The organism is Pseudomonas entomophila (assembly GCF_023277925.1).
Taxonomy (GTDB): Bacteria; Pseudomonadota; Gammaproteobacteria; order Pseudomonadales; family Pseudomonadaceae; genus Aquipseudomonas; species Aquipseudomonas entomophila_D.
The window spans coordinates 1,567,159-1,586,505 of sequence record NZ_CP063832.1; the positions used below are offsets into that span (position 1 = coordinate 1,567,159).

A 19,347-nucleotide genomic window follows, 5' to 3' on the forward strand; every position below is an offset into this window, starting at 1 on the left:
ACTGTCACCATTGCCCGTAGGGGATGCCGTTCAGGCCTTTGCCTGTGGCGGTGGAATACACGTCGAACACGTCCTCGCCGTCGCGCGGGTTGTCGGCGCTGCTGGCGTAGGCGCGCAGCCCCCAGCCCCCCTGGTCGTCGGCCTTGGCCGGGCGCAGCGGGTCGTGGGGGATGCGCCGCAGGAAGTAGAACCGCGCGCCCTTGGCGCTGCGCACGTCGCGCACGCCCTCCACCAGCACCTGCAAGCTCGGCGGGTAGCCGCTGGCGTTCAGGCGCTCCTCGATATAGCCGGCGTCGAAAGCGCGCTTATAGGCGTCGATGGCGTCGCGGATCTGGTACAGGGCCTCGCGCAGCTGTTGTTCCTTGCCACGGCGCACCACGGTCTCAGTCAGCGGCGCGGCCAGGCTGGCGAGCAGGCCCAGCAAGGCCAGGGTGAGCACCACCTCGATCAGGCTGAAACCCTGTTGGCGGTTCATGGCCGCGGCACCACGGCCATCTGGCCTTCGACCATGGGCACGCTACCCGGTTGTGCGTCGCCATCGCTCGCGGGCAATGGCCGGGCCATCTGCCGCACCTGCATGCTCGACTCGGTGCCGGTGCCGAATTCCATGTCCGACGGGCTCTGGTACGGCAGGTTGCGCACGATGCGCGGGGTGATCGCCAGCACCAGCTCGGACTTGCTCATGTCGTCCTTGTTGCTGCCGAACAGCCGACCCAGGCCGGGAATGTCCCCCAGCCCCGGGATCTTGTTGCCGCTGGCGTTGTGGTCGTTGCGCACCAGCCCGGCCAGCACCTGGGTTTCGCCGTCGTGCAGGCGCAGGCTGGTCTGGGCATTGCGGGTATCGACCTGGACCGGGATAGTGCCCTGGCGGGTCGCCTCCAGCGGCGTGGCATTGCTTACCTCCAGCGCCACCTTGATCGCCACCTCATTGTTCAGGTGCACGGTGGGCTGCACCTCGAGCTTCAAACCGACATCCAGGTAGGTGACGCTTTCGGTGATCACCGGCCCTTGGGTGGAAGGGACGGAAGTGGCGCTGATGATCGGCACCCGCTGGCCGATGTGGATGCGCGCCTGTTCGCGATTGCTGACCCGGATCACCGGGCTGGCCAGGGTGTTGATGTCCTTGTCCTGGGCGTTGATCTTGGCTTGCGGCGCCGGCGAGATGCTGATGCGGCTGGAGTCGATGCCGCGCAACTGGTCGAGCACGCTGACCGACTTGCCGTCGCTGGTCAGCACGCCAAACGTGTTGGGCCATTGCAGGCCGAGGTCGAGGATGCGCGAGGTGGCCACCTCCATCACCTCCACCTCCAGCACCACCTCGGGGTTGGACTGGTCCTGGGACTGCAGCAGCTTCTCGGCCATGCGCACCGCGTCGGGGGTGTCGCGCATGGTCAGGGTGTTGAGGCGTTCGTCGACGAACACGTCGCGGGTCTTGAGCATGGTCTTGAGCATGTTCATCGCGGTGTTGGCGTCGATGCTGGTCAGGTAGAAGGTGCGCATGACCAGTTCCTGGTAGTCCTTGGTCTTCTGCGGCGAGTCCGGGTAGACCAGCAGGGTGTTGTCGTTGACGATCTTCTGGCGCAGCTGGTTCTGCTCCAGCAACAGCGCCACGGCGTCCTCGATGCGCACCTCGCGCACGAAGATGGTGGCTTTCATGTCCGGGCGCAGGTCGCGGTCGAAGATGAAGTTGATCCCGGCGACCTGGGCCAGCACCTCGAAGATGGTCTTCAGGTTGGCGTCGCGAAACTCCAGGGTGACCGGCCGCTCCAGCTTGCTGCGCAGTAGCGGGAACGGCTGGGCGGTGCGCGCCTGGACGTTCTCGATATCGCTGCGCAGCATGATGCCCTTCTGGTTCTGCGGGTCCAGGCGCAGCACCTCGCGCATGTAGCGCTCGGCGCCGAACAGGTCGCCCTGGCGCAGCGCCGCCTGGCCCAGGGCGACACGCTCGTCGAGGGTGCGGATCAGCTCCAGCTGGCGGATGCCCTCCTGCGCGCGGCGGTTGTTCGGCTCGAGGGTCAGCACCCGGCCGTAGCCCATGCGCGCGCCGGCAAAGTCGTGGCGGATGCGGTCGCTGTCGGCCTGGCCCAGCAGGGCCTCGACCGCCGCCTGGCGGCCATGGGCCAGGGCGATGTTCAGCTCGGTGTCGCGCGGGTCATCGCGCAGGGCTTCCTCGAGCCGGGCGATGCCGGCCTCGTACTGGCCCTCCTTCATCAGTTCGGCGCTATCCTTGCGCACGGCGCTGGAGCCGCATCCGGCGATGGCCACGCACAGGGCCAGCAGCAGGAACGGAGCAGGCGTGCACGACTTCGAAGGCTTCATGGTGCGCTCCCTACAGACAGGGTCTGTGGCTGGTGCAGTGGCAGGTAGACCAGGCTCAGCTCGCTGGCCGAGACCCGGTCGAGGCGGTAGGTGTCTTCGATCACGTCGCCCTGGCGCACGACGTAGAGCTTCTCGCCGTTCTGCAGGAACACCTGCAGGTCGTCGCGGTCGCCCAGGCGGCCGACGAACTGGAACGGCAACGCCGGCGCCGTGGGCGCGGCCACCACGGGGGCGGTGACCACGGGTTGTTCGGTGACGGTGGCCAGGGGTTGCGGTGGGGTCCATTGCTGGGCCGGGAACAGGTCCCTGGAAGCCTGTACCGGCCCTTTCGCCGCTGAAGCCGCTCCTACAGATTCCGTAACCGCCGCCGCCCCTGCAGGAGCGGCTTCAGCCGCGATTGAAGCCAACTCGTCTTCCTTGCCGAACCAATGCCCCGGCGCCCACGCCAGCAAAGCACTGACCCCAAGAAACCCACCCCACAGCACCACGCGCTGAATGTTCATCACGACCTCGACAGGTAAAGGGTCATGCGTACCCGGCCGGTGAGTTCACGCTCGCCGATCCGCTTGCGTTGCAGCTCCAGGTCTTCCAGCACCAGGGTCGGCAGCTGGCCCAGCAGCGCCTTGAGAAACCCGCGGATCTGCGGATAGCTGCCGCGCACCGGCAGGACGATCTGGTAGCGCGCCAGCTGGGTCTTGGGATCGACGCCCAGGGCATACTCGCCGCGGGCCAGGCTGATGCGCTCGGCCTCGGCCAACCGGTACAGGCGCTCGATCAGCTCGCTGGCCTGGGGCTGGCCGGGCAGTTGCTGGCGCAGATCGTCCAGCGCCTGTTGCTCAGGCTGCACCTGGACTTTCAGCTCGCCACGCGCCAGGCGCCGCACCTGGACGCTGGCGTCCGCCTCGCTGGCACGCAGCTCGCGCACCTGCTGCCACAGCGGCAGCACCCCGGCCAAGGCCACCGCCGCCACCAACAGGGCCATCAGGATCGCGGCCAGCCCCACGCGCCCCAGGCGCTGGGCGGCCTCAAGCAGGATCAGGCTAGGGACGCGCATGGCCGGTCTCCCAGGTGGCGGTGAGGTTGAAACGCACGGGATACTCGGCCTGCCCAGCAACGATCTCGTGGTTGAGCAGCGACACATCCGACAGCGCTTCACTGCGTTCCAGGCGCTGGTGGTACTGCAACATGGCCTCTAGGTCGCGGGCCTCGGCCGTGATGCGCACCTGCCCTTTACGCGCATCGGGCGTGAGGCTGAGCAGCGCCACATCCTCCTGGGGCATGGCCTCGAGCATGGCGAACAGCTGCTGCCAGGGCCGTTGCAACTGCTGCGACACGCTGCGCATCTGCGCCAGGCGCTCGGCCTGCTCGCGCACCACCGCGCTGCTTTGTGGCGCGGCGCTGGCCGGGCGGCGACCGAGTTGCAGCTCAAGCTGATGCACACGGGCTTCCAGGCCCGCCTGCTCGCTCACCAGCTGTTGCTGGGCCAGCACCAGCACCGCCAGCGCCGCGCCCCCCAAGGCCAGCAGCGCCCAGGCCAGCGAGCCGTTGCGCCGGGGTTGGAATTCCAGGTCGAGGCGGCGCATGTCAGGCCACCGCCCGCCACATGGCGCACAGCGGATCGGCCTCGCCGGCCAGCGGGCACAGCTGCACCGCACCGATATCCGCCAGCGCCTGCCGCCCGGGGGCATGCAGGTAGACCCGTGGCGGCGGCCCGCCGTACAGCTCGCAAGTGCGCGCGATCAATGCCTGCAGGGCCTGGTCGGTGTCGGCGCAGCCCTGGGCCAGCACCTGTTGCCAGGCGCCGTCCGCTGCCAGCAGCAGCACGCTGCGGCGTGGCTCGGCGAGCACGAAGAGGAAATCCCCCTGCGCCATCCGCGCCGCGCAGTGGTTGTAGGCGGCCATCAGGTAAGGCTGTACCGAGCGCAGGCTCAGGCGGCGCTCCCGGCCCAGCTCCCGCAAGCCCTGCAACAGCGCCTCTGGCAGTGCCGTGGCAATGCGCGCGGCACCGGCAGGCTCCGGCGACAGCATGATGCGCCAGTCATCCAGCGGCTGCCCGTAGAGTTGCTCGAAACAGGCTCGGGCATAGGTGTCCAGCTCGCGGGGCGTGCCGATGGCAGCACTCCAGGGCACCAGGCAGAAGCGGCTGAAGCGCGCCGACAGCAGCACCCGCAGTTGCCCACCCTTCACCGGGTGCGCACCGAGCAGTTCGCCCAGGGCGTCCAGCGCCGCGCCCCAGGCCGGTTGTGCGGCCTGGCAGTCGAACGGGCGGCTGCCCAGCCAGTGATGGTGACGACCGTGCCAGCCTCCCAGGCCGACACCCTCGGCGCCGAGCACGGCGCAATAGTGATCAGGCAATGAATGTGACACGGTTGATCTCCTCCAGTGTGGTTCGGCCCGCGCGGACCAGGTCCAGGGCCGAGGCCCGCAACAGGCGCAGGCCGCGCTGGCAGGCCAGCTGGCGGATCTGCGCCAGGGGCCGGCGTTCGACGATCATCTGCCGCAGGTCGTCGTCCAGGTGCAGCAGTTCGGCGATGGCGCTGCGCCCGCGATAGCCGCTGCCGCGGCACTGGCCGCAGCCCTGGGCGCGCATGAACCGCCAGCCCGCTACCCCGTCACGGCTCAACCCCGAGGCCGCGAGCAGTTCGTCGTCCGGCACGCAGGCCACCGCGCAATGCGGGCAGGCCAGGCGCACCAGGCGCTGGGCCAGCACGGCGTTGAGCGCCGAGACGAAGCTGTACGGGTCGACCTGCATCTGGCTGAAGCGGCCGATCACGTCGAACACGTTGTTGGCGTGGATGGTGGTGAACACCAGGTGCCCAGTGAGCGCCGACTGCACGGCGATCTGCGCGGTGTCCGGGTCGCGGATCTCACCGACCAGGATCTTGTCCGGGTCGTGGCGCAGGATCGAGCGCAGGCCACGGGCGAAGGTCAGGCCCTTTTTCTCGTTGACCGGGATTTGCAACACCCCGGGCAGTTGATACTCGACCGGGTCTTCGATGGTGATGATCTTGTCGACGCCGTGGTTGATCTCGCTGAGCATGGCGTACAGCGTGGTGGTCTTGCCGCTGCCGGTGGGGCCGGTGACCAGGATCATGCCGTAGGGCTCGCTGGCCAGCCGGCGCAGGGCGCGCAGGGTATCGTCCTCGAAGCCCAGGGCCTGCAAGCGCACGCCGCTGGCCTTGTCCGACAGGTCCTGCTTGTCGAGCACCCGCAGCACGGCGTCCTCGCCGAAGATGCTCGGCATGATCGACACGCGAAAGTCGATCTGGCGCTCGCCGATGGCCACCTTGAAGCGGCCGTCCTGGGGAATGCGCTTCTCGCCGATATCCAGCTCGGCCATCACCTTGATCCGCGAGATCACCTGCTCGGCGAAGGCGCTGCCGCTGGCCTTGCCAGCGCCGTTGAGCACGCCGTCGATGCGGTACTTGATGGTCAGGCCCTGGCCGGTCATACCCAGGTGGATGTCGCTGGCGTGCTGCTTGAGGGCGTCATAGAGGGTGGCGTTGACCAGCTTGACCACCCGGCTCTGGTCTTCGCTGATGCTGGTCAACGACAGGCGTTGCAGTGGGTCGGCGTCACTGCCGGCCTCGCTGTTGCTGTCGAGGGTATCGACGGCGTGGAAGCTCTCTTCGTGACGCGCCAGGAACGCCGCCAGGTCGGCGGCGTGGGTCAGGTACAACGGCGCACCCTGCAAGCAGTCGTCGATCCAGGCCAGGCGGGCGCTGTCGAAGGGGTCGGCGAACACACCGACCCGTTGCCCTTGGTGTTCGACCAGAACGAATTCGCGTTTCAGGCACTGGGCCAGGTTGACCTGGTCGAAGGCAGGCTTGCTGTCGAACAGGGCCTGGGGGGCGAGCACCGGGTAATGCAGGGTGGCGGCCAGGCGCTGGGTGAAGGTGGCGGGCGGGTCGTTGGCGAGGCGTTCGAGGTGGGTCAGCAGGCGCTCTTCACCTGCCAGGGTGCGGGCCTGGTTCAGCAGATCGCGAGCGTAGCCCTGCGCTTTTTGTGAGTCTGTATCGAATGCCTGGGACATGGCCTGCGACTCCGCTCAGGGGCGCGTCGCAGGCTGGGGAAGTGGCCGCGGGCGCCGCTATTCCCCGGTGAGCAGTTGGTCGTCAGGTTCGGTGGGCTGGCCACCGTTGCGTCGGCGGTCGGCCAGGACCCAGCTGCCATCGTACAACTGCAAGGGGAACGACTCGTTGCTGTTCAGGCGTCGTTCGACGAAACCCTCGGCCGGGCGGTCCGTGGCCTTGCGCTGGCGCTCGATGCCCATCAGGTCGAAGATCGCGCGGGCCAGTTCCATCAGCGGGAACGGCTTGAACAGAACATGGCTCACACCCAGTTCGGCGGCCCGCTCACGCACCTCGATGGTCGGGTGGGCGGTGATCAGCACAAAATGGCACGGCCTGTTCCTGCGCACGGTCTCCAGAACCTGAAACCCCTCCATGTCGGGCAAGCGATAGTCCAGCACGATCACATCCGGCGCCAGGGTTTCAGCCTCGCTGATGCCGCTGGCGCCATCGTGGGCGACGTGGACTTCCAGGCCTTGCGCCTGCAGATAGGCTTGCAGGTTCTGCGCAAGGGTCTGTTCGTCATCGACTACCAATACTCTGTTCACCAAGGTCCACTCCCATGAACTGCCCGGTTTCCCGGACTACGAAGTGCGGCCTTGTAGAGGCTTGAGCAGGCTTCGTGCCAGGCATGAAGGGGCATTGCGCACCACATTCAACTAACTGTTTCTTATCGAAATTTTTATATCGCCCGGGGCTTGCGTGCGCGCACTCCCCCATAACCGGGGAAGTGATGGCATTTGGCCAAACCCGCTTTCCCCACTGTTGGGGAAACGCCTTGGTGGGCGGCTCAGTCGGCGCGCTCCACTGTAGCGGATTCACGCAAACGTTGGCGCACGGCCTGGCGAGCCTGGCCCTGCAACTTCGCGACGAGCGCATCCCTGGCCAGGCGCGGGTCCGGTTCCGATAAGACAGAAGTAGTATCACTTTGGTTCTGCATCCCTTGCAGTCTTTGCCGGTTGGCGTGTTGGAAGGCCGCGATCTCGGCGGCGCTGGGCTCGTCGACCACGGTCAGCCGCGCGAACGCTTCCTGGGCGGCCATCTCATGTCGAGTGTAGTCAGCGAAGCGGTCGTGATCGAAGCCTGCCTCTTCCAGACGGCGGGCAAACACGGCCGGGCTGCCGAAAGCGGCCTCGATGTCGGCGATCCGCGCCCTCACCTGCTCATCGTCGATGACGATGCCTTGCCGGCGCGCCTCCTGCCACAGCAGCTCCTTGTCGATCAACTCGTCCAGTGCTTGCTCGCGCAGGCGCTGGTACAGGTTGGGGTTGCGGATGCTGGCCACCGCCCGCCCCTGGGCCTGGAGGTACTCGGTGAAGTAACGCTCCAGGCGTAGCGCGCCGATTTCCACGCCGTTGACCCGGGCCACGGGGACGTCGGCAAAGATGGCCGGGGTGACGCCCAGCAGCAGGCACAGCAGCAAGATACGCATGGCAACCTCCTCTCATCGTGTCGTCTGGCACGCCCCTTGTAGGAGCGGCTTCAGCCGCGATCCCCCGCCAGCGGGTGCCCTGCACCGTGTTGGATTCATCGCGGCTGAAGCCGCTCCTACAGCATTCATGGCGCCTGCGCCGCGGCGCGATACGGCGCGACCTCGGTGAAACCCGGCCCCGGCAAGCTCACCGCGACCACATGAGCACCGGCCATGCCCTGCCGCCGCCCCGGGCCAAAGCCCAGGGGTGGGGTGAGGCCGGTGTCGAGCGCATGCAACTGCTCCAAGGCGTTGATCAATTGCTCACGGCTGGCGTCCCGCCCGATCCGCTTCAACGCTTCGGTCAGCAACCGCCAGGCGCACAACGTGCCGACCTGCAGCGACGCCTGCCGGGCATCCAGCCCCTGGCGTTGACGAACCCCGGCCAGCGTCGCCCGGCCCGTGTCGGTCCAATCACCTGGGACGAACGGGTACGCCAGCAACAGACGCTGCGACCACTGCGCCGAGAGCGTCGGCAGCACGCTGGCCACCTGGCTGGAGGCGGCGAACAAGTACGGTGTTCGCCCCTGCGCCTGCAACGTCGCGGCCAGTTCGGCAAAGGCCGGGGCACCACCGAGGAAAAGAATGCCCTCAGCGCTCGGTGCCTGGCCATTGAATGCCTGCGCCTCGGGCAAGGCAAAACCCAGGCTGCGCAAGCGGCCCTGTAAGGCGTTGGCGGCGGCCGCCTGGTTTTCGCCGGCAAACACCACCTGCAAGGTATCGCCGCGCAGACCGAGCCCATCACGCCCATGCACGGCCAGGCTGAGCAACTGCTCGGGCAGTGAGGGCAGCGGGTCGAACACCGGCGTAGCCCCGCCGTCACGCGGCGTGCTGCCGATCAGGGGCACGCCTTCGCGGGCCAGCGTGGCACTGTCCAGCTGCGCGGCCAGTGGCGCGATCAAGGCGAACACCTGCTCCTGATGCAACAACCTGTCCAGCGCCTGCCCGGCGCTGGCCGGATCGTACCCAGGGTCCAGCGCGACCAGCTGCAAGCGCCGCCCATGCAAGCCACCTTGCTGGTTGATCTGGGCGACGCCATCCTCCAGCACCGCTTTCACCACGCGCCCAGCCTCGGCCAGGGGGCCGCTTTGCGGCAGCAGCGTGCCCAAGCGCAGCACCCCCTCCTCCAGCCCTGGGTCGCGTTCCTCACCCAGGCGTTTAAGGTAGGCCGTCAGGTTGCGCTGGTCGGCCAGGCTCAGCTCGAAGCGCGGCATGGCTGGGTCCAGGCGGTTGCCGGCAGGGTCGATGCCGCTGCGGATGACCTGCGCCAGGCTCGATTCTGTATAGGCCGGGTAGCGCCGGCTGTTGGTTTCGCGTACGCCCGGCCCAAGGGCCAGGCGCTGCCAGTCCAGGCTCGCTGGCCGCACCCCGCCCTCACTGCGGCCGCGCCCGTCGTTGCCATGGCAACTGGCGCAGGGCAGCACACTGGCGGGTACCGTGATGTCGCTGGCGCCGACCCGGGCCAGCAGTTGGGCGTCGCTGCTGGACACCCCTTCGCGATACAGCCGCTTGCCGGCCTGCTCCTGGGCTGTCAGGTCGAGGGCTTGGGCCGTGTTGCACATTACCAGGCACAGCAGCAACGCTCTGATGCCTGCCGCCCCCCCCGTAGGCGCCGGCCTTGCCGGCGAACAGCCTAGCCTGGCCACCGCCAGCCCCATGCCCCCACAGCCGATGTGTCGCCCATTGGCCCAGCGGCTCATGATGCTCACCGCCCCGCCAACGGCTGCGCCAGCAACTGCATGCGCTGGGCAATCGCCGCAGGCGGCGCGTCGGGGCGGACCTTGCTCCAGCGCTTGCCCGCCACATCCCCGGCGATCAGTTGCGTCGAGTGCTGCTCGGGGCTGGGCAGGAACTGCCCCAGACGCCCCAGCACCAAGTCGACGCTGGCTTTATCGCCGGTCAGGAACAACCAGTTGGGCCCGTCCACGCCCTGCTTCACGGCAAAGGCCTTGAGTACATCGGGGGTGTCGTTGAGCGGGTCGCTGCTCACCGAGACGAAGGTCACCTGCGCCGCCAGTTCCGCGCCCATCGCCTCGCGCACCTCGCGCAATTTACGGGTGATCAACGGGCAGGCGTCGTTGCAGTGGGTGAACATGACATTAAGCAGCACCACCTTGTCCTTGAGTACATCGCTGTAGAAACGCAACTCGCGGCCGTTCTGGTCCTTGAGCACGGTGTCGGTGAACCAGGTCTGCGCATCACGCGTACCACCGCCACTGGCCATTGCCTGGGGCGCGGGCTGCGGCGCCGGGGCATGGCCCTCATGGGCGTAGGCCACCGAGGCGAGAATCCACAAACAGGCCACCAGCACCACCCAGTCGAAACTGCGCATGCCGGCCGGGCGTGGGTTCAGGCTGCTCATGGCTGCACCTCCTGGCCGGCAATGGCCGTGGTCTTGGCATGCACCCGCCGGGCACTGAGGCGGTTGAGCTCGGTGATCAACACGTTGGGGTCGGTAAAGCCGTAATAGCGCGTCCAGTGCCCGGTGCGGCCGTCGCCCACCAGGATCAGCGGCGGGTGCTCGCTGAGGTTGGCACTGAAGCTGCCCAGGCCCTTGAGCGTTTCACTGATGGCGTAGGGCGAACCGGTCAACCAGCTCCACCCCGGCCCGTGCTGGAAGGCCCGGGCATAGCTGGCCAGGCGCTTGGCATCGTCACGCTGCGGGTCGACGCTGATCGACACCAGGCGGATCTCCTCGCCCACCCGCCCACCCAACTGCTGCTGGACCTTGCCCATGATCGACGACACCACCGGGCACACCGTGGTGCAGCTGGTATAGATGAAGCCCATCACCACCAGGCGGTCCCCCACCAGGTCCTGCTCCAGGCGCACCGGCATGCCGTCCTGGTCGAGCAGCGACACATCGGCGAAGCGCACGCTGGCCTTTTCCTGGTGGGCCGTCGGCGGTGGCGCGGGCGGGCCACCATGGTCGTGCCCGCCATGGGCCAGGGCCAGCTGGCTGGCCAGCAGCAGGCTAAGGGCGATCAGTTGGCGAGGATGGTTGGCGTTCATCGCACACTCCTGGGTTCCCCTTGGGAAGCGGTAGGCGCCGCGGCGGCCGGCAGGACCCGCAGGCTGGTGTAGTTTTCTTCGGCGAACTTGCGCCCCAGGCTCGGCGATTGCACATGCAGGTACCAGGCGCCGGCCTCGGGCAGGGTCAAGGCGGCCTGGTACTCGCCCTCGCCCACTTCGTCGAGCGGCAGGTTGCGCGGCAGCGACGACGGCGCCAGGAAGTAGCGCAGGCTCAGGTCGCCCAGGCCCGTGCGCGGCTTGCCGTCCTCCCTCAGGATGCGCACCCGCGCCATGAACGGGCTGTGCTGCAGCAGCGGCCGGTCGGTACCGATGAACTCCGCGCGCACCGCCTTGTGCCCGCCGGCCTGGGGCAGTGCCGCCACCACGGTGCTGAAGCAATGGATGATCTGCGGTTGATTGAGCAGGAACGCCACGTCGAAGGTGCCTGCGGCCGGCAGCCTGACCGTCGAGCCATACACCCCGGGCGCCACCTCGCGCAGGCTGCGGTCGATGACGATCGCCGCGCGGGCCTGGTGGCCACGGTTGTTGTAGCCAGACATCGGTGCGTTCATGCCTTCGGCATAGAAGTAGGTGGTGTTGTCCACCGGGTTGACCACGAACACCGCGTTGTCGTCGCGGGACACGCTCAGCCCTTGGGCCAGCGGCAGGTCGCCGGCCTGGCGCGGCGCGGCGGGGCCGGCCTCGAAGCCCTGGACGATCGGCGTGCGCCCCTGGCCGAGGCTGGCCAGGTTGATCATGCTCACCTTCGGCGAAGCCAGGCCGCGCACATAGGCGTAGGCCTTGGTGAAGGTCAGCTGGTACGGCTCGGCGGCCACAGGAATGCGGTGGATCAACTGGTCGGTGCTGGCGTCGATCACCAGCGCCTGGTTCTCCAGGGTGTTGAGCACCACGCCAAAGCGTCCGTCGCCGCTGAAGCGCATCGGCCCCAGGCCCTGCTCGGCCTTGACGGTGTGCCGTGGCAGGTGGCTGCGAGCATCGATCACCCGCACCGTGCCTTCCTGGCCATCGACCACGTAAACCGCCTGGGACAGTGGCGAGTAGGTGACGGACAGGGGCTGCGGCCCCACCTCCAGGGTCTTGGCCAGGCGCATCTCAGTGGTGTCGATCACGCTCAGGGTGCCGGCGTCGCGGTTGCTGACGAAGGCGTAGCGCGAGTCGGCGCTGAAGGCGATCTCGTGGTGCCCGGAGCCGGTGCTGAACGACTTCAGCGTGGTGCGGCTGGGCACGTCGATCACCGTCACCCCACCCTTCGCTGGGTTGTCGCTGTTGTTGCCCACCCACAGCAGGCGCTGGTCGGGTTGCAGCGCCACCCGCAACGGCTGCGCGCCGGCCTCGAGGGTGGCCACACGGCGGAAGGTCTCGGTGTCGATCAGCGCCACCTGGCCGCGTTCGGGCATCGACACGAACACCTGCTTGTCGTCGCCGGTGGCCACCCAGTCCATGGGCCGGCCTGGCAGGTCGATGCGCGCCAGGGTGCTGGTGACGCCGCCCACCGAGACGGTCGGGTCGATGACCGTGAGGCTGGCGTCCTTGTTCAGCACCAGCAGGAAGTAGCTGTTCAGGTCCAGCAGCGGCCGCGCGCCGATGCTGCTTTTGAGGAACAGCGCCACCCGCGCCTTGCAACTGCTGTCGCGGTCGCCAGGTGGCGCCGATTGCGCGGGGTCCAGCCAAGCGCCGGGGGCCATGCCCGACAGCGGCTGGCCGCTGCTCTGGTCGCTGACCTTGAAGCGGATATTGGCGAAGTCGCCCTCGCGCAGTTCGCTGCCGGCCAGGGGGCTGGCCTCGAACTCCACGGTCACGCCGTCGCGGCTGAGGCGGTGTTCGGCCAAGGGGTCGGTGGTTTCCTGCAAGAGCTCGCGGGGGTCGCACCAGAGCTTTTCGTAAGCCACCCCCAGGCCGATCAGCGCCAGGCCGATCAGCAACCCCAGGTAGGCGGGGCGCAACTTGCCGCTCATGTTGGCGCGCCTCGGTGGCGGGGGGTTGGATGCGGCGCGCGCGGGGCGGCGCCTTCGAGCGGGATGACCATGCTGCACCTCCACGGAGACCTAGGGTTCTGTGGAGGGAGTAGCAAGCGTTGTGCCACTGATGAAGTGCTTTTAGATCAGTGGGTTGGAGAATCAATGCGAGAAAGTTGGGGAGCAGTCCCCAAGGCGATTCCCCGAAGGCGGGGGGGCACTTGGGGCCGCTGCGCGGCCCATCGCGGGTAAACCCGCTCCTACAGGATCTGTGGTGACCGCAATCCCTGTAGGAGCGGGTTTACCCGCGATGGGCTGCAAAGCAGCCCCGAATATCAATGCACCATGCCCAGCTCGGCATCATCCATCAGCGCCTTGGCCAAGGCACTCAGGTAGTGGGCCGCCCAGACCATGCGTTGGTCGTTCTCCATCACCCCGACCAGGGTCAGGTGGCGCACGCAGTCCATCAGTTCGGAGGATTGTTCGCGGGCGTGCCGGCATGGGATGCCGGGCTCGATGCAGAACAGCGGCTGGGTGTTGTTTTCACCCTGGTAGAAGCGGGTCTGGCCGACGGTGGTGTTGGGGTCTTCCGGTGTCATGGGGATCTCCTTGAAGTGGGCATTTCAGCCATCAGTGCAGGGTTGCCTGCACTTGCGCCAGCGCCGAATCCAGCAAGGCCTTTACCGTCTCCATCTCGTGCAAAGCAGCCAGCACGAGCATCGAGCCGGGGGACCGGGAAATGAGCTGGATGGACTGCTGGGCGACGGCCAGGGCGCAGTGGACGTGTTCGGAGGTCTGGACGAGGGTGTCTTCAAGGATGGTGGGGGGATCGGGGACTATCTTCAGCATTGATCTACTCCTTAGTCGGGCGGTCACCAACCCGCTGTCAAACAGGTGGTGACAGCTGTACGTAGGTTGACAGACCGGCGGAGTTGATCAGTAACCGGCGCACGCGAGCGTGCCCTACGCACAGCCGCCATTGAAGGACTAGCCATGCGATCACCCCGTAGCGGCCTGTCAAAGCCATGTCGCTGATTGCAGCGACCCAGCGAGACTAGAGGGCACTGATTGCCACCGCAACGGAAAAACGGCGCGCGCATTATCTTTGGGAAACGACCTACAAGAAAGCGGCTAAATCTGATGATCTTTTGCGGTTGGCATGCCATGAACCAGGTCGCCGTTTCAACATCGCCCCCTCGCGACCATGATTCGAAGCATCAGGAATGTCGCCTGGCACAAGCGCTGCGGCGAAAGTCACACGCGCTTGCCGGTGGCAATTCAATGGCATTGTTTTTTGCACACTACCTAGAAAGCGCCACAATAGCCATGATGGTGTTAGGTGGGGCTCGCCGCTTACCAACGTCGGAATTGACTAGGGGCTGAAAAAGCTGAGGCTTCGTCTTGCAAATAGGAGCGACCTGGAATAGCTTTGGTTTCGGCTGCTTGCTGCCCGCCCCCTCCGCTAAAAGGTGAAAGCAAGAAACACCTCTGGTGATTCTCACCGGCAGGTCGCAATGGAGGGACGACACCCAAAGGGACGCCGGAATTTGGGGATTCGACCATGCTTACGACCACTGCATTAAAAGAGCAGAGCAAACGCCTGCGAAATCATCTCGCCAAAAACAATATTGTCCTCTCCCATAGTCAGTGCCTGGAGGCCGTTGCAGCCCTGCACGGCCATAGAGACTGGAATACAGCCAGTGCTGTGTTGGGAAAGGCTGAGCCTGTTCCCGACTATCCAGATGCATCTCTCCAACAGAGCCCCGTGTCTCAGTCCTCAACCGGTGCCACCGCTGAGCTGTCAAAAAGTAGCCAGCCTGAATACCCGGCTTACCAGCCATTGAAAGTTATCAACCGCGGGGTGGGCTCGCTTGCAGGATGCCTCAACGCTGAGGGGAAACTCTTAGTTGAGAACACTGACCAAGCGAAGCTTCTCGGCTTCATGCTAGGTGACAGCTCCTTGCAGAATCCTGAAAATCTTTTGATTGTGTTGAAACCATCAAAACTCGCTGGTCATTGGAAATGTGAAGGGCGAGACCATAGGCTTGGTAGTCCTTGGATCTCTCCTCCATTCATATTCAGCTTGGAAGACAGTGATAGCAGCGAGACTTCGAAAGCTCAACAGGCTCACTAGCGCAGGCTGCGCTATCATCGGATCAAAAAAAGCCGTGGCATCGCTCCGGCTTTTGATTTTGAGAAACGGGACAGTGAATCCCTCTCAACGTTTCGCTCAAAGCACCACGAGTGAATGACAGTGGCATGTGGCGCTTCGAAGGCTGCGCTCGGCCGAGCGCAGATCTGAGACACAGCTTGGGATCTGAGAGTCTGAGCGTCGCTATTGTCAGCCAACACCAGGGAATGGCTGCTCTTTATAGCCTTCGCCCAAAAGCATTTTCAGCTCACGATTTTTCAGATCCCATGCTTCCTTTAAAGTGAGAGCTGGAGAATCAACGATCTTCATCAGACCACGTTGAAGGGGTACATATAGAGGGTTTGCTGCTCGAGGGTTGATTACAAGAGAGCCCGGACGCAATAGAGTTTCACAGAGACGATCCTCAGTCTCAGCCTTCTCGCGCAGCAGCATCAGAACGCCGTAGTCCTCCCTTAGCGTCACCTGGAGCACAGCAGAAATTACTGACGCGCGCTGAGCAATTTCGGCAGCCTCATCCTGTTCAGGCGTTTTAAATAGGCTCACAGGCACCGGCCCACGAGCACTACCATCCCGTGCAGGCTCAGGCCGGTTATCCACGATCTCCCTGTACGTGCTCTTCCTAACGTGATTTATCCCCTCGCTGTCCGGCTCCCAGATAGAGTGACCAAAGCCATAAACGGCATGCTCAGCAAGGGATTGGCCACCAACCCCAGCATCAGCGTTGTGACTTACTCCGTAGAAGAATGAATCAGGACAAAGGAGCGCATCGTTCACTACGATTACAAGTACATCCTCAGTGCCGATCACTCCATCTCTCAGATAGCCTTCGTATTTGCCGAGCTTCTCTGCAATCGCCGCAGTCACTCTGAGTAACGTTCGTTGCCGTAACTCAGTCGCAGCGTTAGGGCAAGGACGCAGCGGATCATGAGATTTGAAGAGCTCCTTGATTTTTGTGTCGTCGCCGGTCGACGGAGTGATTAGCTCAAGACAGATTTGCTTTCCATCTTGCCGCACCAGGAAATCCGGTCCCCAGCCATTCGGCGATGGTTTGGGGTCGTACCCTGCATGCTCAAGGCGCTCAAAGAGCAAGATTTCGCCCAGGCGCTGGGCAGATTTATTGACGTTTGCAGAGCACAGCTCGTTAAGAAATTGTGCGTCGGCGCACCCACTGGCATTAAAGCGCGCGTAGGCGGCCAGTAGGTTTTCATGAGCTTTCTCGACAAACTCGGCAGGAAAGCCTTGCCCGTACCGCCGATGTAGTGTTGCCTTCCAGCGCTGGAATACCTCTTCGATGTTCATCACCGCCTTCACCTCATCCTGAAATTCGCCCTGCAGCCGAAGCCGCGTCAAGGGCACAACGACTTCCGTAGAGCCTTTGCTACTCAATTAGCTCGGCGCCGACGTAGCCTACCCCAACCTACACGGGGATTCCACACGCACTTGGACACTGACTCCACGGCCACTTGGACAGTGTTTTTTCACCGATCAGTCCCAAGCTCAGGTGAGCAGCGACTCAGGATTATTCACTACCATCGACCTCATTTATCGAAGCGAGGATGGTCAGATACTCAAACATAATGGCGCTTGGTGGCAGATGATCTCTCTGTTGAATGCTCAGGCGACAGTTGGAGCTGTAGACGGAAAGGGAGCGGTGCAGATAGCTACGCAAAACCAAGGTTGGTGTGGTAACTGGGTGAAAAAGTATCCCCCCTCCAGACAAGCGCCCTCAGGAGAAGGCGCTGATGAGGCTCGCTAAGCTACCGCGGCACGACGTTTGATCAACTGGTCGCGCCAGGCCCCGAGAGTCTCCAAATCTTGGCGCAGCTCAGGTTCATCCGGAATCACGATAGGTATCTCACTCGACTGACTGTGCTCATAACAGCTGTATTTGGTCATGAAATCATCAAGCAGCTTGCAGTCCTCAAGCAGAATGCCCCGGATGTCACGGAGTCGACCATCGGTCTGGACACCTCGCCTATGCCTTAGCACGACCTTGTTGAGTAAGTCCTCTTCGATAGTACGCTCCAGAAGCTTACGGAACTCGCTGCAAATACTCTGAGCCAGGCGTTGATAAGCCGCTGCACCATCCGCCTCCCCTGCTTTTTTCGCGACTGCCAAGCGGTTGAGCAACAAGTTATTGGCTTTCTTAGTCGTCGCATTCCACACCTCCTGGTCAGCAGGATGTCCAGCAACACCTCCGTAGGATTCGATGCGCATCTGTCGGAAGTGCTGTTTTTTCCATTCGTCGCCGACCTTCCTGGCCAGCTCGTCCAGAACGCCATACAGAGATAGGCGGTGGGTCAGGATTATCACCTGACGGGTTTTCGCCAAAGCTATTAGCCGGCAAGCGACGGCCCATTCAAAGTCGTGATCCAATGAGGAAATCGGGTCATCGAAGATAAACGGTGCGGAGCCCGGCCGCTCGCAGACGTCAGCTAGAAATGCCGCCAGCGAGATGATACGCCGCTCCCCTTCACTCAAAACCCCGTGCGGCTGGATCTTCGCGTCCTGGGCACCCTTAAGTCGAATTTGGTGCAGCACTACGGCGTTGCGGGTTCGAGCTTTTACCAGTTCGACCTGGATACCATGGGCCCCAAGTGCCTTGAGCTCTTGGTTAAACCGAGCGACATAAGCGTCGGTCACCACTGCTAACGTTACCTCGGCTGCTTTGGTGGAGATCGGTCGAGAATTGGTCAGCGCCTTCCAGTCCTCATACTCTTTGATCTTCTTAAGCCGCTCCACCTCAGCGCGCACTGCGGCGGCCTGTTGGGTGATCCATTTGCGCGCTTCCAGAGCAAGCTTCTCTCTCGTGGCGTGAGCACGGTCAAATTGCACAGCGTCAGCTTCATATTGTGTGGCAGTCTCGGCCAGCTCCTCACCATACTGGGTGAGCGTCTTGATGTTTGTCGTTTGAGATGCAACAGGTAGTGCGGGTGCATCAGCCTCATGATTAATCAGAGCTGCACGCGTCAGCGCAGCGTTCCTCCAGAAGCCTTTCAGGAAATCTGGCCACTCCTGTGCACCCAGTCCAGCAGCTTCGCATTGAGTCGCTATTTCCTGATCGCCCTGGATTCTGGGAAGCGCCTCCAGGGCTTGCGTATACAGCACTTCTGCTTGCTTGGCATCGGCCTCAAGTTTTCCCTGAACGTACTGTTCGAAATCCTTAAGCCTGCGCTGGGCCTGTTCATCCAGGGTCTGTTGGCAGAGGGGGCAGCGAGCCTGGTCATGGGTGGCTGGGAAAGGGTGCTGCGGATATGGCGTGGACGAGAAAGCCCGTGCTGCCTCCCACATAGCTCGCCAAGTGGGAATTCCGACCCCGTCCAATTCCGCCATGTTTATTTTGGCGCTCTCGACGGCAGCCTGTCGCTTTTGTGCTGCGGTTTGCCTGAGTTCGCGTAAAGACTGGAAACTGGCGCCCCCATAGGACTGCTCAGCAATGGTCAATGCTGTGATGACCTTTTGTAACTCGGCTTTTGTCCGTCGCTTCTGAACAGCTAACGCTGCCGGATCCTCAGCCTTCAGCCGTTCTGTGAGCGCAACAAGCTGCTTTTCATCATCCGCCTTCCAAACCAAGACTTCATCCAATTCAGCTGCGGTCGCTGTCCCAAGACCCTGGTATAAGCGTTTGCCTGGCGTGCCATCGTAAATGGCGGGCAACTGCGGCAGCGCGGTTACTAACCTTGACTGTTCTGCGGTCAAGGCATCGCGAACCTGTTCAACAACGCCAGCGAGCTTTTCAAACAGACTTACAATGGGCGGGATGTAGGTCGCGGCACTCTCTGCAGTCAAATAATGGCTAGCCTCATCGCTGTCGAAGATATCTATGTCGCGAAGCGCTTCTAACGTAGGGTGACCGACATGCCATTCATGTGCCGTTTCCTGGCCGTTGAGTTGGACGGTGACGTGACATTTGCTAGCTGCCGGAGCGGCTTTGAACACGTTGGCTTTCAGCTCGCTGGCTCGCGGCTTGCCTGAGAGTTTTTTCAATATCCGGGTGTAGCTAGATTTCCCTGATCCGTTGTGACCGTAGATGACGGAGAGATTTTCAGATCCGAACTCCAATGGAACACGAGGTGCCAAATTTTCGATTCCAGATACCTCACTAATCTTTACAAGCCGAAGTTCCCGGTGTGCGGTATTTCCCTGACTGAGCTCCGCAAATGGCCTGTGCTTCGAGGCCTTGCGTCCATCCGGTGTCTTGATAATGGCAACCAGAGCTGCGATATCAGTCCCATCCACCTGCCCTTGCTTCAAGAGTCGATCCGCCGCCTCTTGCAACCAATCGCTTTGTCTATGAAGCCACGAAAGGATATCCACCTGCGCCTGCATACTTGCCCACTCCTAGAC

The 19,347-nt window shown here is 63.8% G+C and carries 18 protein-coding genes; 1 reads left to right on the forward strand and 17 read right to left on the reverse strand.

Features of this window, described 5'->3' with window-relative positions; all coding sequences use genetic code 11:
* Window positions 1-4 precede the first annotated feature (4 nt).
* The 15 genes from IM733_RS06885 to IM733_RS06955 form a co-directional block, all read right to left on the reverse strand.
* Window positions 5-475, reverse strand: a complete 471-nt coding sequence (locus IM733_RS06885; protein ID WP_248920151.1) for a type II secretion system protein — start codon at window positions 473-475, stop codon at window positions 5-7.
* Window positions 472-2,319, reverse strand: a complete 1,848-nt coding sequence (locus IM733_RS06890; protein ID WP_248920152.1) for a secretin N-terminal domain-containing protein — start codon at window positions 2,317-2,319, stop codon at window positions 472-474. The genes IM733_RS06885 and IM733_RS06890 overlap by 4 nt, the downstream gene beginning before the upstream one ends.
* Window positions 2,316-2,822, reverse strand: coding sequence for a hypothetical protein (locus tag IM733_RS06895; protein WP_248920153.1), 507 nt, complete (start codon window positions 2,820-2,822; stop codon window positions 2,316-2,318). Before IM733_RS06895 ends, IM733_RS06890 begins: the two co-directional genes overlap by 4 nt.
* Complete coding sequence (gene pilO / locus IM733_RS06900; RefSeq protein WP_248920154.1) at window positions 2,822-3,373, reverse strand: type 4a pilus biogenesis protein PilO; 552 nt, start codon at window positions 3,371-3,373, stop codon at window positions 2,822-2,824. Before pilO ends, IM733_RS06895 begins: the two co-directional genes overlap by 1 nt.
* Window positions 3,360-3,902, reverse strand: coding sequence for a PilN domain-containing protein (locus IM733_RS06905; protein WP_248920155.1), 543 nt, complete (start codon window positions 3,900-3,902; stop codon window positions 3,360-3,362). Before IM733_RS06905 ends, pilO begins: the two co-directional genes overlap by 14 nt.
* 1 nt (window position 3,903) lies before the next feature.
* The gene (locus IM733_RS06910; protein ID WP_248920156.1) at window positions 3,904-4,686 is read right to left on the reverse strand and encodes a hypothetical protein; all 783 of its coding nucleotides are present in this window, start codon (window positions 4,684-4,686) and stop codon (window positions 3,904-3,906) included.
* The gene (locus IM733_RS06915; protein WP_248920157.1) at window positions 4,667-6,352 is read right to left on the reverse strand and encodes a GspE/PulE family protein; all 1,686 of its coding nucleotides are present in this window, start codon (window positions 6,350-6,352) and stop codon (window positions 4,667-4,669) included. Before IM733_RS06915 ends, IM733_RS06910 begins: the two co-directional genes overlap by 20 nt.
* A gap of 57 nt (window positions 6,353-6,409) precedes the next feature.
* Window positions 6,410-6,940 (reverse strand): response regulator, encoded by a 531-nt coding sequence (locus IM733_RS06920; protein WP_248920158.1) that lies wholly within the window; start codon window positions 6,938-6,940, stop codon window positions 6,410-6,412.
* Between the two features lie 239 nt (window positions 6,941-7,179).
* The gene (locus IM733_RS06925) at window positions 7,180-7,821 is read right to left on the reverse strand and encodes a SurA N-terminal domain-containing protein (protein WP_248920159.1); all 642 of its coding nucleotides are present in this window, start codon (window positions 7,819-7,821) and stop codon (window positions 7,180-7,182) included.
* Window positions 7,822-7,946: 125 nt separating this feature from the next.
* Window positions 7,947-9,422 (reverse strand): ABC transporter substrate-binding protein, encoded by a 1,476-nt coding sequence (locus IM733_RS06930; protein ID WP_248921135.1) that lies wholly within the window; start codon window positions 9,420-9,422, stop codon window positions 7,947-7,949.
* A 143-nt stretch (window positions 9,423-9,565) separates the two neighbouring features.
* Window positions 9,566-10,192 (reverse strand): SCO family protein, encoded by a 627-nt coding sequence (locus tag IM733_RS06935; RefSeq protein ID WP_432760414.1) that lies wholly within the window; start codon window positions 10,190-10,192, stop codon window positions 9,566-9,568.
* A gap of 26 nt (window positions 10,193-10,218) precedes the next feature.
* Window positions 10,219-10,872, reverse strand: coding sequence for an SCO family protein (locus tag IM733_RS06940; RefSeq protein WP_248920161.1), 654 nt, complete (start codon window positions 10,870-10,872; stop codon window positions 10,219-10,221).
* Window positions 10,869-12,848, reverse strand: coding sequence for a cytochrome D1 domain-containing protein (locus tag IM733_RS06945; protein ID WP_248920162.1), 1,980 nt, complete (start codon window positions 12,846-12,848; stop codon window positions 10,869-10,871). The genes IM733_RS06940 and IM733_RS06945 overlap by 4 nt, the downstream gene beginning before the upstream one ends.
* Window positions 12,849-13,183: 335 nt before the next feature.
* Window positions 13,184-13,447 (reverse strand): DUF3077 domain-containing protein, encoded by a 264-nt coding sequence (locus tag IM733_RS06950; protein WP_248920163.1) that lies wholly within the window; start codon window positions 13,445-13,447, stop codon window positions 13,184-13,186.
* 31 nt (window positions 13,448-13,478) lie between these two features.
* Window positions 13,479-13,697 (reverse strand): hypothetical protein, encoded by a 219-nt coding sequence (locus tag IM733_RS06955; RefSeq protein ID WP_248920164.1) that lies wholly within the window; start codon window positions 13,695-13,697, stop codon window positions 13,479-13,481.
* A 712-nt stretch (window positions 13,698-14,409) separates the two neighbouring features.
* On the opposite strand from IM733_RS06955, the gene IM733_RS06960 reads away from it, so the two are divergent.
* Window positions 14,410-14,982 (forward strand): glyoxalase superfamily protein, encoded by a 573-nt coding sequence (locus IM733_RS06960; protein ID WP_248920165.1) that lies wholly within the window; start codon window positions 14,410-14,412, stop codon window positions 14,980-14,982.
* A 207-nt stretch (window positions 14,983-15,189) separates the two neighbouring features.
* Here the strand turns inward: IM733_RS06960 and IM733_RS06965 are convergent, their stop codons facing one another.
* Window positions 15,190-16,299, reverse strand: coding sequence for a hypothetical protein (locus IM733_RS06965; protein WP_248920166.1), 1,110 nt, complete (start codon window positions 16,297-16,299; stop codon window positions 15,190-15,192).
* A gap of 453 nt (window positions 16,300-16,752) precedes the next feature.
* Window positions 16,753-19,329 (reverse strand): AAA family ATPase, encoded by a 2,577-nt coding sequence (locus tag IM733_RS06970; RefSeq protein WP_248920167.1) that lies wholly within the window; start codon window positions 19,327-19,329, stop codon window positions 16,753-16,755.
* Between the last annotated feature and the right edge of the window lie 18 nt (window positions 19,330-19,347).

Bases quoted from the DNA above. Each gene is read 5' to 3' on its own strand.
- IM733_RS06885 (WP_248920151.1), bottom strand. From the start codon at position 475: ATGAACCGCCAACAGGGTTTCAGCCTGATCGAGGTGGTGCTCACCCTG.
- IM733_RS06890 (WP_248920152.1), bottom strand. From the start codon at position 2,319: ATGAAGCCTTCGAAGTCGTGCACGCCTGCTCCGTTCCTGCTGCTGGCC.
- IM733_RS06895 (WP_248920153.1), bottom strand. From the start codon at position 2,822: ATGAACATTCAGCGCGTGGTGCTGTGGGGTGGGTTTCTTGGGGTCAGT.
- pilO (WP_248920154.1), bottom strand. From the start codon at position 3,373: ATGCGCGTCCCTAGCCTGATCCTGCTTGAGGCCGCCCAGCGCCTGGGG.
- IM733_RS06905 (WP_248920155.1), bottom strand. From the start codon at position 3,902: ATGCGCCGCCTCGACCTGGAATTCCAACCCCGGCGCAACGGCTCGCTG.
- IM733_RS06915 (WP_248920157.1), bottom strand. From the start codon at position 6,352: ATGTCCCAGGCATTCGATACAGACTCACAAAAAGCGCAGGGCTACGCT.
- IM733_RS06925 (WP_248920159.1), bottom strand. From the start codon at position 7,821: ATGCGTATCTTGCTGCTGTGCCTGCTGCTGGGCGTCACCCCGGCCATC.
- IM733_RS06930 (WP_248921135.1), bottom strand. From the start codon at position 9,422: ATGTGCAACACGGCCCAAGCCCTCGACCTGACAGCCCAGGAGCAGGCC.
- IM733_RS06935 (WP_432760414.1), bottom strand. From the start codon at position 10,192: ATGCGCAGTTTCGACTGGGTGGTGCTGGTGGCCTGTTTGTGGATTCTC.
- IM733_RS06940 (WP_248920161.1), bottom strand. From the start codon at position 10,872: ATGAACGCCAACCATCCTCGCCAACTGATCGCCCTTAGCCTGCTGCTG.
- IM733_RS06945 (WP_248920162.1), bottom strand. From the start codon at position 12,848: ATGAGCGGCAAGTTGCGCCCCGCCTACCTGGGGTTGCTGATCGGCCTG.
- IM733_RS06950 (WP_248920163.1), bottom strand. From the start codon at position 13,447: ATGACACCGGAAGACCCCAACACCACCGTCGGCCAGACCCGCTTCTAC.
- IM733_RS06955 (WP_248920164.1), bottom strand. From the start codon at position 13,697: ATGCTGAAGATAGTCCCCGATCCCCCCACCATCCTTGAAGACACCCTC.
- IM733_RS06960 (WP_248920165.1), top strand. From the start codon at position 14,410: ATGCTTACGACCACTGCATTAAAAGAGCAGAGCAAACGCCTGCGAAAT.
- IM733_RS06965 (WP_248920166.1), bottom strand. From the start codon at position 16,299: ATGAACATCGAAGAGGTATTCCAGCGCTGGAAGGCAACACTACATCGG.
- IM733_RS06970 (WP_248920167.1), bottom strand. From the start codon at position 19,329: ATGCAGGCGCAGGTGGATATCCTTTCGTGGCTTCATAGACAAAGCGAT.